General features: G+C 70.9%; 13 protein-coding genes. 8 read left to right on the top strand and 5 right to left on the bottom strand.

Annotation, left to right across the window (positions count from 1 at the left end; genetic code table 11):
• Nucleotides 1–157 precede the first annotated feature (157 nt).
• The gene (locus tag AB0K17_RS29255; RefSeq protein ID WP_365984820.1) at nt 158–1,414 is read right to left on the bottom strand and encodes a protein-glutamine gamma-glutamyltransferase; all 1,257 of its coding nucleotides are present in this window, start codon (nt 1,412–1,414) and stop codon (nt 158–160) included.
• A gap of 476 nt (nt 1,415–1,890) precedes the next feature.
• Here AB0K17_RS29255 and AB0K17_RS29250 point away from each other — a divergent pair, with 476 nt between their 5' ends.
• The 5 genes from AB0K17_RS29250 to AB0K17_RS29230 all read left to right on the top strand — a co-directional run bounded on the left by AB0K17_RS29250 (nt 1,891) and on the right by AB0K17_RS29230 (nt 6,174).
• Nucleotides 1,891–4,125, top strand: coding sequence for a sensor histidine kinase (locus tag AB0K17_RS29250; RefSeq protein ID WP_365984819.1), 2,235 nt, complete (start codon nt 1,891–1,893; stop codon nt 4,123–4,125).
• Nucleotides 4,122–4,526: a roadblock/LC7 domain-containing protein gene (locus AB0K17_RS29245; RefSeq protein WP_365984818.1), complete on the top strand. Its 405-nt coding sequence runs from the start codon at nt 4,122–4,124 to the stop codon at nt 4,524–4,526. The genes AB0K17_RS29250 and AB0K17_RS29245 overlap by 4 nt, the downstream gene beginning before the upstream one ends.
• Nucleotides 4,523–4,897 (top strand): DUF742 domain-containing protein, encoded by a 375-nt coding sequence (locus AB0K17_RS29240; RefSeq protein ID WP_365984817.1) that lies wholly within the window; start codon nt 4,523–4,525, stop codon nt 4,895–4,897. The genes AB0K17_RS29245 and AB0K17_RS29240 overlap by 4 nt, the downstream gene beginning before the upstream one ends.
• Nucleotides 4,884–5,483: an ATP/GTP-binding protein gene (locus AB0K17_RS29235; RefSeq protein ID WP_365984816.1), complete on the top strand. Its 600-nt coding sequence runs from the start codon at nt 4,884–4,886 to the stop codon at nt 5,481–5,483. The genes AB0K17_RS29240 and AB0K17_RS29235 overlap by 14 nt, the downstream gene beginning before the upstream one ends.
• Before the next feature lie 160 nt (nt 5,484–5,643).
• Nucleotides 5,644–6,174: a hypothetical protein gene (locus AB0K17_RS29230; protein WP_365984815.1), complete on the top strand. Its 531-nt coding sequence runs from the start codon at nt 5,644–5,646 to the stop codon at nt 6,172–6,174.
• Nucleotides 6,175–6,198: 24 nt separating this feature from the next.
• On the opposite strand, the gene AB0K17_RS29225 is transcribed toward AB0K17_RS29230, so the two are convergent.
• Genes AB0K17_RS29225 through AB0K17_RS29215 form a run of 3 tightly spaced genes read right to left on the bottom strand, consistent with a single transcriptional unit; the run spans nt 6,199 to nt 11,227 of the window.
• Nucleotides 6,199–8,982 (bottom strand): aminotransferase class V-fold PLP-dependent enzyme, encoded by a 2,784-nt coding sequence (locus tag AB0K17_RS29225; RefSeq protein ID WP_365984814.1) that lies wholly within the window; start codon nt 8,980–8,982, stop codon nt 6,199–6,201.
• Between the two features lie 8 nt (nt 8,983–8,990).
• Nucleotides 8,991–9,809, bottom strand: coding sequence for a hypothetical protein (locus AB0K17_RS29220; RefSeq protein ID WP_365984813.1), 819 nt, complete (start codon nt 9,807–9,809; stop codon nt 8,991–8,993).
• Entirely contained in the window at nt 9,806–11,227 is a 1,422-nt protein-coding gene (locus tag AB0K17_RS29215) for an aminotransferase class I/II-fold pyridoxal phosphate-dependent enzyme (protein ID WP_365984812.1), read from the bottom strand. The genes AB0K17_RS29220 and AB0K17_RS29215 overlap by 4 nt, the downstream gene beginning before the upstream one ends.
• A gap of 197 nt (nt 11,228–11,424) precedes the next feature.
• Here AB0K17_RS29215 and AB0K17_RS29210 point away from each other — a divergent pair, with 197 nt between their 5' ends.
• The 3 genes from AB0K17_RS29210 to AB0K17_RS29200 all read left to right on the top strand — a co-directional run bounded on the left by AB0K17_RS29210 (nt 11,425) and on the right by AB0K17_RS29200 (nt 12,682).
• Nucleotides 11,425–11,721, top strand: coding sequence for a hypothetical protein (locus tag AB0K17_RS29210; RefSeq protein ID WP_365969674.1), 297 nt, complete (start codon nt 11,425–11,427; stop codon nt 11,719–11,721).
• Between the two features lie 274 nt (nt 11,722–11,995).
• Complete coding sequence (locus AB0K17_RS29205) at nt 11,996–12,274, top strand: hypothetical protein (protein WP_365969673.1); 279 nt, start codon at nt 11,996–11,998, stop codon at nt 12,272–12,274.
• Nucleotides 12,275–12,340: 66 nt separating this feature from the next.
• On the top strand, nt 12,341–12,682 hold the full coding sequence (locus AB0K17_RS29200; protein WP_365969672.1) for an antibiotic biosynthesis monooxygenase family protein: 342 nt from the start codon (nt 12,341–12,343) through the stop codon (nt 12,680–12,682).
• 50 nt (nt 12,683–12,732) lie between these two features.
• Here the strand turns inward: AB0K17_RS29200 and AB0K17_RS29195 are convergent, their stop codons facing one another.
• Complete coding sequence (locus AB0K17_RS29195; RefSeq protein WP_365969670.1) at nt 12,733–13,290, bottom strand: hemerythrin domain-containing protein; 558 nt, start codon at nt 13,288–13,290, stop codon at nt 12,733–12,735.
• Nucleotides 13,291–13,293 lie beyond the last annotated feature (3 nt).

Here is a 13,293-nt window from a genome sequence, read left to right as displayed (position 1 = left end):
GCGCGATCCCCGCAACTACCTGGCATTTCTCGGTCTCGCAGCAGCGATCTGCAGCTACAAACGGCTCGTCCGCCTCACCACATAGGACACGGTCTTAGTGGACTGCTTCACGAACGCGAAGTCCCGCGCGGAGACAATCCTTCCGTGCCCGGTTCCGTCACGGCCAGCCTTGCTGCACCTTGTCCGGGGCGGTGTTCCAGCTCCTGGGTATGAACGTGATCATGTAGGTTCCGCGGTCGAAGTCCGCGTACCCGGCGGACCAGTTCGGGAACTTGCTCTCGTACACGTGCATGGGGCCCAGGCTGCCGTGGGGCGAGTGATAGTGGTTGCCGTGGGTCCATATGGTCTTGTCGGCATCCGCTTCTGTCTGAGCCCCGAACCAGCCGTAGTCGAAATTGACCCAACTCTCGCCGGGCCGGGCGGGACTGCGGGGGATGCTTCTGTCCTTCGACATGTCCACCAGGCCGGTGCCCTGGTCGGGGCGGAAGGCCTCCGGGTCGCCGTACTTTCTCTTGTCGGCGGGTCCCCGCTGATCCTGCCCGCTCCAGAAGTGCTTCGAGTAGATCACCGCCTTCATCCTGGACGGGTCGTGGTTGCCTCCGTCCCTTTCCGTGAAGGTCGGCGTGTTCCTCAGCGCCGAGTAGAAGTTCGAGCGACTGTCCTCGTGGCGCAGCGGGTCGTTGGTGTTCGTGAGCGCCGTCCTGAGGTTGTTGATGTAGGTCCCCTCGTCGTGGGCGCCCTCCAGGGCCTTGTTCATGATGGCCGCCACATCGCGTGCCCGCTTGAAGCCCTTCTCCTCGTCGAAACTGTTCTTGGCGATGCGGCCCTCGAACTCGGCCCGGGTTTCGTCGGGCCGGGGGGCGATGTTCTTGAGGTCGTTCCTGTACTTGTTCTCGTCGAAGGATGCGAACGCCAGTTTGTTGGCCGGGTAGGGTCCTGAATTGACCCAGGTGACGCCGACGCACCCGTAGGACAGCTTTTCTCGCTGTGCTTCGGTCATCTGCTGTTTCTTGCCGTCCCGGTGGCTGTAGGCCTGCTGCCACTTGCGTATGTAGTTGTTGACGACCGTGGTGGCCCTGCCCCCGTAGGCGCGGTACGCGTCCGGCATCCGCTCGAGCGGCTCGGCGGGAGGAGTCTCCCTGTCGTCGACGGAGGCGGGAGGCTGCAAGGACGGGCCGGCGCCCGGAGGTAATTCCGTCGGAGGCTTGCCGGGTCGGCCCAGGGTCAGGGCCCTTTCGTTCAGTGCATTGATGTTCTCGACGTCATCCGGCGTCAGGCCGTGCGTTTCGGCATAGGATCCCTTCCTCTCCCCGTTGCCGATACCGGCGGCCTGGCCGCTCGACGGGGCGAATCCGGCGGTGCACATGACCGCACCCACGGCGGTGAAGGCGAGGAATCTGCGACGTTTGTCCATGGGAATGCGTAACTCCCTTGTCGGTGAAGTCCGGTGAAGGGGAAGGCATGCGGGAGCGCGGAGAGCGGTTCGACGCAGCACCTCTCGACTCCTGCATGCGTGATCAGATCGACACGAACGGTGATCATGTCCCCGTGTTAACGTCCCGGCAACACCACGGCTTTAAAACCGGCCAAGCTGCCACTTGGGGCGTATCCGGCCACGCATCCGGTCCGGCCTGCCGGCGGAGACGGCGCCCTTGTCGTGCGGCCGTCCGCCCGATCTCCGGGCACAGTCGACAATCGCCGCAACCGGCAATGAACCTCTCTTGAGCGCCTTTACCAGCCCTGTGCGCCAACCTCAACCGCGGTTCCGGGTATTGGCTGGTTATGATCGGCATCCACTCCGAAGTGACCGGCTGTGTTTGACGAGGACCGATGACTCCCACAGGATCCGAAGACCCGGGCAAGCCGGTACGAAGAAGGCGACGACGGGCCGTGCGCCTGCGTACCCTGCTCGTCTCGCTCGCGGTGGTGCCCACCGTGGCGATGGGCGTCCAGGTTCTCATCAGCTCCGACCGGTCGGTGCAGGAGTCCCGGCACCTGCGCAAGGACGTGGTGGCCGGCCGGCAGATCGGTGTACCCCTGTACCGGCTCATGACCGCATTGCAGTCCGAGCGCGCGACCACCGCCGCGTGGTGGTCGGGCATGCCCGTGCCCGGCGCCGATCTGCGGGACCGCCGGGCCGACACCGACCGGGCCGTGGCCGTGTTCCTGAAGTCGTCGGACCCCGATCAGCTCCATTCCGACCGGGGCAAGGACCGCCTGCGCGACGTCGCGCGGCGCTTGGCCGACCTGGGCGCGCAGCGCGAACGCGCCGACGCACGCCACGGCAGCCCGGACGATACCGTCGAGTACTACACCGACGTGATCGGCGAAACGATCCATTGCTTCGGAGAGTTCAACCACGTCGACGACGGCGGGCTCACCCAGGAGGCGACGTCCCTCGCGGCCCTGTTCTCGGCAGCGGAGGTGGTCGCCCGCGAGGATGCCATCCTCGCGCTGGCGGGCCCCTCGGGAAAGCTGACGCCCACCAGGTTCCGTGAATTCGCCGAAGCCGTGGGCGCCAGCGGCTACCTGTACGACACGATCACCCTCGACCTGCCCCTCGACGACCAGGACGCCCTCCAGCGCATCCTCACCTCGAACGCCTGGCAGACCAAGTCCCGCATCGAGAACGCCATCGTCTCCGACCACCGGGACGCCGCAACCGGCGTCGTCCTGCCGCCGGACGTCAGGGACTGGCGGGCCGCCTACACCACCTTTTCCGCCCAGTTGACCACGCTCGACGCAAGCGAGCTGCAGGAGCTGCTCGAGCACGCCGACGACCGGGCGGCGCAGCTGGAGGACCAGGTGGTCCTGCTGGTGGCCGCAAGCGGCGCCGGCCTCCTGCTGGTCGTCGCCGTCGTGGCCTTCACCACGCGATCGGTCCTGCGCCGCCTGCGCTCTCTCCACAACCGCACGGTGGCGGTCGCCGAGAAGACCCTCCCGGACATCGTGGACCGCCTCCAGCGCGGAGAGGACGTCGACACCGACGCGCTGCCGCAGCCGAGGGGGGAAGGGGACGAGGTCGGACGGATCAGCGATGCCTTCGCCCACGCCGTCGCCGTCTCCGTCGAGGGACACCGCAAGCTCGCCGACGAACGGCAGGGCTTCAGCGTGTTCGCCTCCGGGATCGCCGCACGGACCGGGAACCTGGTCAGCCGGCAGCTCGCCCTCACCGAGCACATCCAGGACACCTTCGGCCAGAACGAGGCGCTCCTCGCCGAGCTCATGAGATCCGATCAGCTCACGGTCGGCATGCGCAGGCAGATCGAGAACCTGCTCATCCTGGCGGGCGGCGAGATCTCCGACCCGCACATGGAGCCCATGCGCATCGCCGACCTGCTGCGGGAGGCGGCCGCCGAGGTCGAGGACTTCCGGCGCATCGACCGGCACGCCATGGACGAGACGAGTGTGGAGGCCGGCGTGATCAGCCAGCTCAGCCACCTCCTGGCGGAGCTGCTGGACAACGCCACGCGCTTCTCCCCGCCGACGGCGCGGGTCGCCATCCGGGCCGAGCTGGTCGGCGACGGGCTGTGCATCGAGATCGAGGACCGCGGCCCGCGGGTGAGCGCCGAGCGGTACCAGGAGATGAACGACCGGCTGCACTCGGCCCCGCCGTACTCCGTGCTGGCCCGCAACGCGCACCGGCTCGGCCTCTTCGTGGTCGGCCATCTCGCCGACCAGCTCGGGGCGACGGTCACGCTGCGCCGGTCGGCGTTCGGCGGAACGTCCGCCGTGGTGATCGTGCCGAGCGAGCACCTCGTGCCGGAGGCCCGGCAGGGCACCGTGCTGCCCGAGCCGGCGAAGGAGCCCGCGCCCGTGGCGCGGCCCGCCGCGGAGCGGCTGCCGAAGCTCGTCGTGCGGCAGCGGACCGGTGCTCCGGCGAACACCCCCGCCCCCGCCCCCGCCCCCGCCCCTGCCCCCGGCGCCTCGGGGGAGGCCCCCGACCGGCCGGCTCTCCCCGAACGCGTCCCGCAGACCCACATCGCCCAGCGGCTCCGCGAGCCACGTGCGGCCGAGCCGGTCGGCCGGGACGCCGCCACGCCCGAAGAGGTGGCCGACGCCTGGGCGGACTACGAAGACAGCACCAGGCAAGTGGAACTCGAGCTCCGACAGGACCAGCCATGACGACGACACAGAACGATGCGATCTACAGCATCCTGGACAACAACCTGAGCAGGATCGCGGGGATCCGGGGAGCCGTGCTCCTCGCCAACGACGGGATCAAGCTCAGCGCCTACATGCTGGAGCGGGACCAGGCCGAACGGCTGGCCGCGGCGGCCTCCGGCATCGCCTCCACCATGAAGGCCATCTCACGCGAGATCGACGGCGGCGGAGTGATCCGCCAACTCGTCGAGATGGACGACCGGTACCTGTGCATCGTCGGGTGCGGATCGGGCAGCACGCTGATCGTGGTGGCCTCCCGCAAGGCACGGCTCGGAGAGCTGGGAGGCGAGACGGTCCGGGCCGCGCAGGCGCTCGGCGAGTGGCTGGGCACCCCCGAACGCTCTCAAGCGCCCACGTCGTGACGACCGAGCCCCCGCCCGGACGGCGCCGCCGGACGCGGCTGTACGCCCTCACCGACGGGCGTACCGCCGCATCCCACCATGGCCTGACGATGGACACGGTGATCACAGCAGCCGCCGACACCGACCACGGTCACGGTCAGGGAAGCCTGCCCACGGAGTGGCAGGAGATCCTCACCATGTGCGCGCCGCCGACCGGACGGGCGGTCGCCGAAGTCGCCGCCCGGATGGGGATGCGTCTGACTCCCATGGTGGTCCTGCTCGGCGAGCTGCTGGAGCGGGGTCTGATCCGCCACCGGCCGCCGCTGGACGCCTCCGAGACCTCCAATGTCCACCTGCTCATGAAGATCAAGGACAACCTTGCCCGCCTCTGACACCGCCGGCACCGCCGCACCGGAAGCGTCCCCCGTCAAGATCCTCATAGCCGGCGGCTTCGGTGTCGGCAAGACGACTCTGGTCGAGGCGATCTCCGAGATCGATCCGCTGCGTACCGAGGAGCGGCTGACGTCCGCGGGCGTCGGGGTCGACGACCTCGACGGCATCGAGAGCAAGACGGCGACCACGGTCGCCATGGACTTCGGCCGCATCACCCTCACCGACGCCGGAGTGGTCCTGTACCTCTTCGGCACACCGGGCCAGGAACGCTTCTGGTTCATGTGGGACGACCTGCTGCACGGGGCGCTCGGCGCGATCGTCCTGGTCGACACCCGCAGACTGGATCGCAGCTTCCCCGCCATCGACTTCTTCGAGAACCGCGGGCTGCCGTTCGTCGTCGGCGCGAACTGCTTCAACGGCGAGCAGCCGTACACCGCCGAGGAGATCAGGGCCGCCCTGCACCTGAGGGACCCGCAGACCCCTGTCCTCCTGCTCGACGCCCGCTCCCGGGAGGACGTCCGCGGCTGCCTGCTCTCGCTCCTGGACCGGCTCATCACCCGGGCGAGCGCCACCGCGTCCGTCTGAGGCGGTCGCCGGGGCGTGCCGGTGGGCTCCCCGCGCCGCTCCGGGCCACCGTGCTGCTGCTCGTCACCGGCTTCCGCGTCGTGCGCCGGACGCGCTGGGGGCCGGAACGCAAGGATGCTGCCGTCGGTACACGGTGGCATTGCGGGAGGGGTGGGCGGACATGGGCGGAGCGTTGTCCTGGGGCCGGAGGCTCGGGTGCGTGGTGGCGGCGGCGCTGGCCGCGCTGGTGCACGCGGCACCCGACGCGTCGGCGCACGCCTCGCGCGCTGCCGTGAGCTGCACGGGGAGCAACACCATCTCGTTCTCGCCCGGTCTGTCGCTGGCGGCGCAACGCACCCGGATCGGCGGCAGCGGGGCGTACAGCTGTGTCTCCACGGACCCGGCGCTGCGGTCGGCGACGTCCTCGATCAGCGGTGGCGGACGGAACGGCTGCTTCTTCTCCGATGCGACCACTGTCGAACGAATCACCTGGAACACCGGGGAGCGGACGACGGTCGTGTACCGCATGGGGAACGTCCAGCAGGTGGCCGGGCAGGCGGTCGTCCTGGTCGTGGGCCGGGTGACGAAGGGGAAGTTCACGGGACGGACGGTGGCCTCGCCGGGGCTCCAGGCCACGCTCGATCCGCTGAAGTGCGCGTCGAAGGGCGGGGTGGACCTGATCACCGGGCCGTCGGCGCTGGTGATTGTCTGACCGGGTGGCCGTTCGTCCGTCGGGTCAGGTCTCGCGGCCGTAGCGGACGACCAGGTCCAGTACGTACGCGGCGTCGTCACGGGTGCTGGTGGGGTTGATGGTGCACATGCGCAGCACGGTGGCTCCTCGCACCGTGGTGGTGAGGAGAACGGCTCCGCCCTCGGCGCACACCCTCCGGCTGATGTGCGCCTGCGCCGCGTCGGCGTCCCAGGTCGCGGACGCGCCCCGGGGCCGGTAGCGGAAGGTGAGGATGGCGAGGCTCGGCGGCGTGACCAGCTCCAGCTCGGGGTGGGCCCCGACGAGTCCGGCGGCGTACTCGGCGAGGTCCGCCCCCTGCTCGATGGCCCGACGGAAGGCTGCGGCGCCGAAGGTCTTCAGGGAGAGCCACAACTTCAGGGCGCGCAGACCGCGGCTCTGCTGCGGGCCGTAGTCGGAGAGGTTGACCTCCTCGCATGCCGGGGCGGCCGGATGGGCCGGGCGCAGGTACCCCTGGTCCAGGGCGTGGCGCGCCACACCGAAGGTCTCCGGGAGTAGTTCGGGGCGCCGTAGCAGGACACACCCGATCTCGTAGGGCTGGAACAGCCATTTGTGCGGGTCGACGGTGAGGGAATCGGCCCGGCCGAGGGCGCCCCGCAGAGGGTGGCCGCGCACGGTGCCGGCGACGGCCGCGCCGTGGGCGCCGTCGACATGCAGCCACAGATCTTCCTCCTCGCACACATCGGCCACGCGGTCGAGCGGGTCGACGGCCCCGGTGCCGGTCGTGCCCAGCGTGGCGACGACGGCGAAGGGACGCAGCCCCGCGCGCCGGTCGCGGCCGATGCGCTCCGCCAGGGCGTCGGCGTCCAGGCGCAGGTCGTCGTCCGGGGGCAGAACGGTGAGCTGTTCGCGGGTGAGGCCCACAAGGTGCGCCGCCTGCGCGACGGAAGGGTGGGCCTGGGAGGAGCAGTACAGCCGGGCGTCGGGCTGCGGCCGGCCGTCGAGCCGGTGGTCGCGGGCGACGGCCAGACAGGTCAGGTTGGCCGTGGACCCGCCGCTGACGAACAGGCCGCCGTGGGCGTCCGGGAGGCCCAGGAAGGTCTTCAACCAGCGCAGGGTGGTCAGTTCGATCCGGGTGGGGCCCGCTCCGACGAGCCAGGCGCCGGGGACGGAGAGGTACGCGGAGGCCAGGGCGTCGGCGAGCACGGCCGGGAAGTTGCCGGTGGAGGGCACGAAGGCGAAGCAGCGCGGGTGGTCCAGCCGGGTCGCCTCGGCGAGTGCCCGCTCGGTGACGTGGTCGAGGAGGCCGGGCAGGTCGTGGGTGCCGTGCTCGGGGAGGGGCTCGTCGAGGCGGGCCCGCAGAGCGTCGGGCGAGGGGGCGTGGCAGGGTGGCCGGGAGCCGGGGGTGGTCATCCGGTCGATGACCAGTTCGACGGCGTGGCGTCCTGCTTCGCGCATCCGCCGCTCGTCCAGCCGCAGCGGGGGCAGTGGGGCAGGCTCCGCCTCGGCGTTCCCGTCGTCCTCCTGCGCGCCCCGGGCGAGGGCCGCGATCCAGGCCGAGGCTCCGGGCCGCAGGTGCGGGCGGGGCCGCAGCTCCGCGACCGGCCGCGGGAACTGGACGAGGGCCAGCTCCTGGCCCGCGGTGACCGGCCCCGAGCGGGCGACGGCCCACCACAGGGCCTCGTCGTCGGCCAGCCGGGACACCACGGGCGGCCCGTGCAGCGGTCCCGTCACCGCGCCACCGTGCCTGCGGTAGCGCCCCGTCGGAGGCGGGCGGCGCACCACGGCGTCCGTGCGGGCGTGCACCACGAGCTGGCTGGGGCGGAGGTCGGCCGGCAACCGTCCGGCCGCCGCAGGGGGCAGGGCGTCGAGGAGGAAGGACAGGACGTGCAGGCCCATGGACGGCAGAAGGCCCGCCGCGCCCTCGGCGGCCTGGACCAGGGACACGACGGTCTGGAAGCGCGGATTGACCTCGACGGCCCGCAGCCGGCCGCCGTCCTCCACCAGGTCCAGGCCGAGGACACCGCGGAAACCACGTCCCCGCAGGACCTCGCCCACCTGGTACGCGGCCGCTCGGGCCTGCTCGTACAACCCCTCGGGCAGGTCGTCCGGACCGACGAGCTGGTTGCCGCAGTGCGCGCCCCAGCAGGCGCCCAGCTCGGGCAGCCCGACGAGCTGGTGGGAGACCGCCGAGACGACGGTCCGGTCCGGTCCGGCGCACGCGGTGACGGTCAGGGAGATCCCGGCAGCGAAGCGGCTGAGCTTGACGGGCTCGTCCGGCCAGGCCTCCAGGCAGGCCCGCAGGTCCGACGGCCCGTCGACGAGGACGGTCCCGCGGCCGAGGAGGTTGTTCGCCGCCCGCTGCGCCACGGCCCGCTGCCACCGGCCGCTCCAGTAGGCCTGCGCGGGCTCGCGGCCTGTTGCGGGAATCACCAGGAACGGCGGGACGGCAACCCCGGCCTCGGCGAACAGCCGGGTGGCACTGATCTTGTCGGCGGCCCATGCCGTGACGCCGGCGTCCGGGGCCAGCAGCCGGTAGCCGTGCATGCGGGCCCAGGTGCGGGCGTTGTCCCCGTGCTCGGGAGCGAAGGACACGCAGACACGGCGCGGATCGGGCGGGCACGGCGGCCGGTCGGGCGGGGGCGTCGGCAAGGGCTGCCAGGCGGAGACCGGTTCGTGCCGGAGCCAGGCGGGCGCCGGCTGGAACGAGGCGCTCACGGCGGGGCAGTGGTCGAGCCACACGACCTCGTCGACCAGGTCGGCCAGGAGCCGCAGACCGGTCCGTGCGTCGATGCCCTCGATGTCCCCCACGGCCCGCGGGGCAGGGCTCACGTGCTCACTCACCTGTCGCACGGCCGCTCCGTCTCCCGGGTGGTGTGCCGCGCCAGGAGCGAGGCGCCGTCCGGCACGCAGCGCTCACAGATCGCCGCGTGCGCGTGCCGGTTCCGTCGCTGTGCCGCCCGCAGCAGACTCTCCTCGTGACGGATCCCGGCGAGGAGGGGCGCCGGCGCCGCCGCGTGTGCGAGCGCGGTCCTGAGGGCGTGCGCCCGCTCGGTCATGACGCGGTGCTCCCGATTGAGCGTTCCGGAGAATCCCGGTGCGGCGAGCGGCGGCTCCATCGTGGGCCGGACCTCGTGCGCGTAGACGGAGGCGGGGAAGTCCGAGGCGTAGGCCATGGCGGCGGTGGCCGCGTCGTACAGCGTCCGCAACCGCTCCAGGCCGTGCCGGACGGACGCCCACCGTGCCGTGCCCACTGCGGCCAGGGTGTCGTCGAGGGTGCTGTTCATGGTGGTCAGCAGGAGATGGAAGAGCTGGTGGCCGAGTTTCCAGCGGCGCAGTGCGTCGCCCGGGCCGTCGTCGCCGGGCCGGTCGGCGGCGGGCTCGCCGTGCAGCCACGCGGCCAGTGTGGCGTGGGAGGCGTGCAGCAGGCCGGTCAGGACCGCGGCACGCTGGGAGTCGTCCAGGCCGGTGCGCGGAAGGTCGGCGAGGACGGCTGTCTGGAGCCGGAGCACGCCGCACGTCCAGGACGTCAGGTCCGGCGCGTGGCGTGCGATGTGGAAGTAGCGGTCGTAATCGGCGGTCGTGGCCGCCCGCTCCCGGAGGGGGATGCGCGAGTCGGTGGCCAGGGGCAGCGGGACCGGCGGCATGTCGCTGTTCATCGGCCACGCCTGCGAGGAGCCGGCCACGACGCCTTGGCCAGCTGCTCCACCCGCTGGTGCAGGCGCTCCAGATACAGCTCGCTCTCCGGTTTCATCAGCACGCTGCGCAATACGTGGGTGGTGTCGCCGTCCGCGACGGCATTGGCGCGGCGGGCGGTGAACGCGCCGGCGGTGACACGGGCGACGCTGAGGAAGACGGGGTCCTCCTTGGCGTTCATCCCCCGGTGCATCACCTCCTTGCTCGCCACGCCGACACGGGACAGGCGCGGCGGCGAACCCCCCGGAGCAGCCGGGTAGTACGTCACGATGTCGAGTTCGGGAGGCTGGTACGGATCCAGGTACGCGGAGGCGCCGATCAGCTCGGCCCAGCGGACGGCGGCCCGTCGCCCGGCGGCGAGCACCGCCCCGAGCCCCTCCGGGGTGAGCGGCAGCAGCTTCAGCGTCAGCCACAGAGCGGCGGCGGCCGCACCGGAGCGGGAGCACTCGAGGCCGATCTCCCCCAGATGGGGCCGGCGCGACGTGAAATAGGTGTAGGGCGAGTCGTGCCGGAAGAACCGGGCGACGTCCGGGTCGCCGAACAGCACCGCCCCACAGCCGTACGGCTGCAGACCGTGCTTGTGCGGATCGATCGCCACCGAATCGCACTGCGCCATCGCCCGCAGAGCGTTCCCGCTCTCCGGTGCGAGGAGCGCCCGCCTCCCGTCGCCTTCTGCGTCGGCCAGCAGCCGGAAGAAGCCGCCGTAAGCGGCATCCGCATGGACACGCACCCCGTACCGGCGCGCCAGCACAACGATGCGGTGCAGGGGATCGACGGCACCCAGGGCCGTCGTGCCCGTGGTGGCGACGACCGTGCCGGCGGCCCCGGTGGACAGCAGCCGCTCCAGCGCGACCATGTCCATGCGCCCGCGATCGTCCACCGGCACCGTGCACACGGGGACGCCCAGCAGATGGCACATCCGGGCGTGCGTGTAGTGCGCCTCGGCACTGACGGCCACCCCCGTGCCGGGACGGCTCTCCCGGGCGACGAACAGGGCTTCCAGGTTCGCCTGGGTGCCGCTGCTGGTCAGGTGCCCCAGGTGGGCCGCGAACCCGACCATCCTTGCGAGCTGCTCCACCACCTCCTCCTCCATGACGGAGGTCGCCGGACCACCGTCCAGCGCATGGTTGTTGGAGTTGACCAGCATGGCGGCGGCATAGCCGGCGACCGCCACCGGGTGCGGGGGTTTGAGCATCTGCCCTGCGTAACAGGGGTGGAAGAAGGGGTAGCTGCCGCGCAGCCGGGCGGTCAGCTCCTCGAACGCCACCTCACAGGCCGCGTCGTCGACCGCCATCGCGCCGTGCGCCGCGAACTCGCCGTACGTTCGCGCCCACTCCTGGAAGGCTTCGACTCCCCGCCCGAGCCAGTACCCCAGCTCCATGCCCACCCCCGACCCCGGCCCCCCTTGGCCCGATCACCGTAGCGACGGAAAATCACCCCATCACGACAATCGGCGGCAATCACCTGAAAGGGGCATGAGGGAGGTCGGTTCGGCGAACTGGTGACGTGTCCGGAAGCTCCTCCGGCTCGTTGTTGCCACAAACGCCCCTCTTGCCGGAATCGGCTGAAGGAGTCCGGATGCGACGCGTCCTCACGGCAACTGTCCTGACCGCGGCCGCGCTGAGCGCAGGCGTCACCGGCCCGGGCGCCGTCGCCCATGCCGCGGGCGGGGCCCCGGCCGGGGGCGACGAGCTCGGGCGGACACTGCCCGCCGTCGACCGGGCCGGCGGGTCCCTGGAGCAGACGGTCTCCGGCGTCCAGCGGTTCATCGGACAGACGGCGGGATCGGCGGGGCAGTCCATCGGCGGCGCCATGGTCGCGGGGACGAGGGGCGGCCTGCCGAAGGGGAGCCCCCCGGCACCGGCCAACGGCTGAGATTCCTCCTGCGGTGCCGGCACGTCCTGCGGTGCCGGCATGTCGAACGCCGCATTGCCCAGGCTCTCGATGCCCAGGAACAGCAGATCTCCCGCCGCCTTCCGATGGAAGGGCAACTCCCCGGCACCGGCTAGGATTTGCTCGTTCTTGAGAAGGGGCGCTGATGGGCACCAGGTTTATAGAAGTAGACGAATCACGGCAAGGTGAGCCGGGTGTGCGGAAGGGAGGCAGAACATTGACGGTGGGAGGCGAGTCCATCACCCAGGAGACATGGGTGAAGGTCGAATCCTACGACGATCTCGATCCGACCGTGACCGGGGACGTCCATCTGCACACGTTCGCCGTCCCGGGTATGGAAGTGCGGGTCGGGGCCGCGAAGAATGACGAGGACGGAGGCGGCGAATTGGAAACCAGATTGATCCCGTCTGTCCAGTATTACCAGATCGAGCTCGGGCCCGACTCGCTGAACAAGCTCCATGAGGCGCTCAAGCCCTTCATTGCCGCCGCCAAGGAATGCGAGCCGCCGAAGGGTCGCAAGATACGTGCCAAATAGTCCACGGCGGCGGTTCGGCCCTGCACACTTGACCTCGAGTGCGGTTGAGGTAGGAGCATGCGCTCCATGAGTCACGACAGCAAACCGACCGATGACACGTCGGTCACGTTCATCAATGTCATCGAGGTGCCTGCCGAGCAGGTCGAGATGTTCATCGCTCAATGGCGTGAGCGTGCGCGCATCATGAGTACTGCGCCTGGATTCCGCGATTCACGGCTGCACCGGGCCGTGACCTCACAGGCACGCTTCCAGCTGGTCAACGTCGCTCACTGGGACAGTCACGAGGCGTGGGAGGCGGCCATGGCCAACCCGGAGTTCCAGGCCCGGATGCGCGCCCTGGAGGACGACCCGAACGTGAAGGTGTCGGCCAACCCGGCCCTGTACCGGGTTGCTGCCACCTATGAATGAGTGAACATCAGGACCAGCGCCGCCGCAGCGGCGCTGGTCCGGGAAGCCCCTCAGCGGCCGCGGCCGCTGATCAGGTCGCGGGCGCGGTCGACCAGGCCCGCACCGGGCGCGAGGAGCTTGTTGGCCGGAGGCCTGTCGGGGGCGGACGGGTGGGGCCGGGTCGGTGCCGTCTTCTTGGCCCTGCGGATCTTGTCGCCGAGCTTGTCGAGCTGCTCGGCGGAGCAGGCCTGCTGCAGCAGGGTGAACAGGCGGCTCTCCTCGTCCGCCACGTGTTGCAGCACCTCTTCCCGCAGCTGCTCCAGCGTGGCCTCGAAGGCGTGCTCGCCGGGACGCGCGCTCTCCAGGTCCTTCAACAGCCGCTCCACCCGGGCGTGGTCGGAGATCTCCTTCTCCGCCAGCGCGGCCCCGTCGTCCACGTGCGCGCGCACGGCCGGGTACAGGTACTCCTCCTCGGCGACCGAGTGCCGCACCAGCTCGATGGTGAGCTGGTCCGCCAGGGACCGCCGCTGCGGGTCCTCCGCGGGCAGCGACTGGATCCGCTGGAAGAGGGATTCCACCTCGCGATGGTCGGTGGTCAGCTCCTCGATGACGTTTCCGCCGTGGCTCATGCG

Source organism: Streptomyces sp. NPDC049585 (assembly GCF_040675615.1).
In the GTDB taxonomy this organism is placed as follows: Bacteria; Actinomycetota; Actinomycetes; order Streptomycetales; family Streptomycetaceae; genus Streptomyces; species Streptomyces luteosporeus.
The sequence above is the reverse complement of the archived record's forward strand: the minus strand, read 5'-3'. Positions and strand labels throughout refer to the sequence as shown.

Coding starts and splice junctions, on each gene's coding strand:
- AB0K17_RS29255 (WP_365984820.1), bottom strand. CDS start 1,414: ATGGACAAACGTCGCAGATTCCTCGCCTTCACCGCCGTGGGTGCGGTC.
- AB0K17_RS29245 (WP_365984818.1), top strand. CDS start 4,122: ATGACGACGACACAGAACGATGCGATCTACAGCATCCTGGACAACAAC.
- AB0K17_RS29230 (WP_365984815.1), top strand. CDS start 5,644: ATGGGCGGAGCGTTGTCCTGGGGCCGGAGGCTCGGGTGCGTGGTGGCG.
- AB0K17_RS29220 (WP_365984813.1), bottom strand. CDS start 9,809: ATGAACAGCGACATGCCGCCGGTCCCGCTGCCCCTGGCCACCGACTCG.
- AB0K17_RS29215 (WP_365984812.1), bottom strand. CDS start 11,227: ATGGAGCTGGGGTACTGGCTCGGGCGGGGAGTCGAAGCCTTCCAGGAG.
- AB0K17_RS29210 (WP_365969674.1), top strand. CDS start 11,425: ATGCGACGCGTCCTCACGGCAACTGTCCTGACCGCGGCCGCGCTGAGC.
- AB0K17_RS29200 (WP_365969672.1), top strand. CDS start 12,341: ATGAGTCACGACAGCAAACCGACCGATGACACGTCGGTCACGTTCATC.
- AB0K17_RS29195 (WP_365969670.1), bottom strand. CDS start 13,290: ATGAGCCACGGCGGAAACGTCATCGAGGAGCTGACCACCGACCATCGC.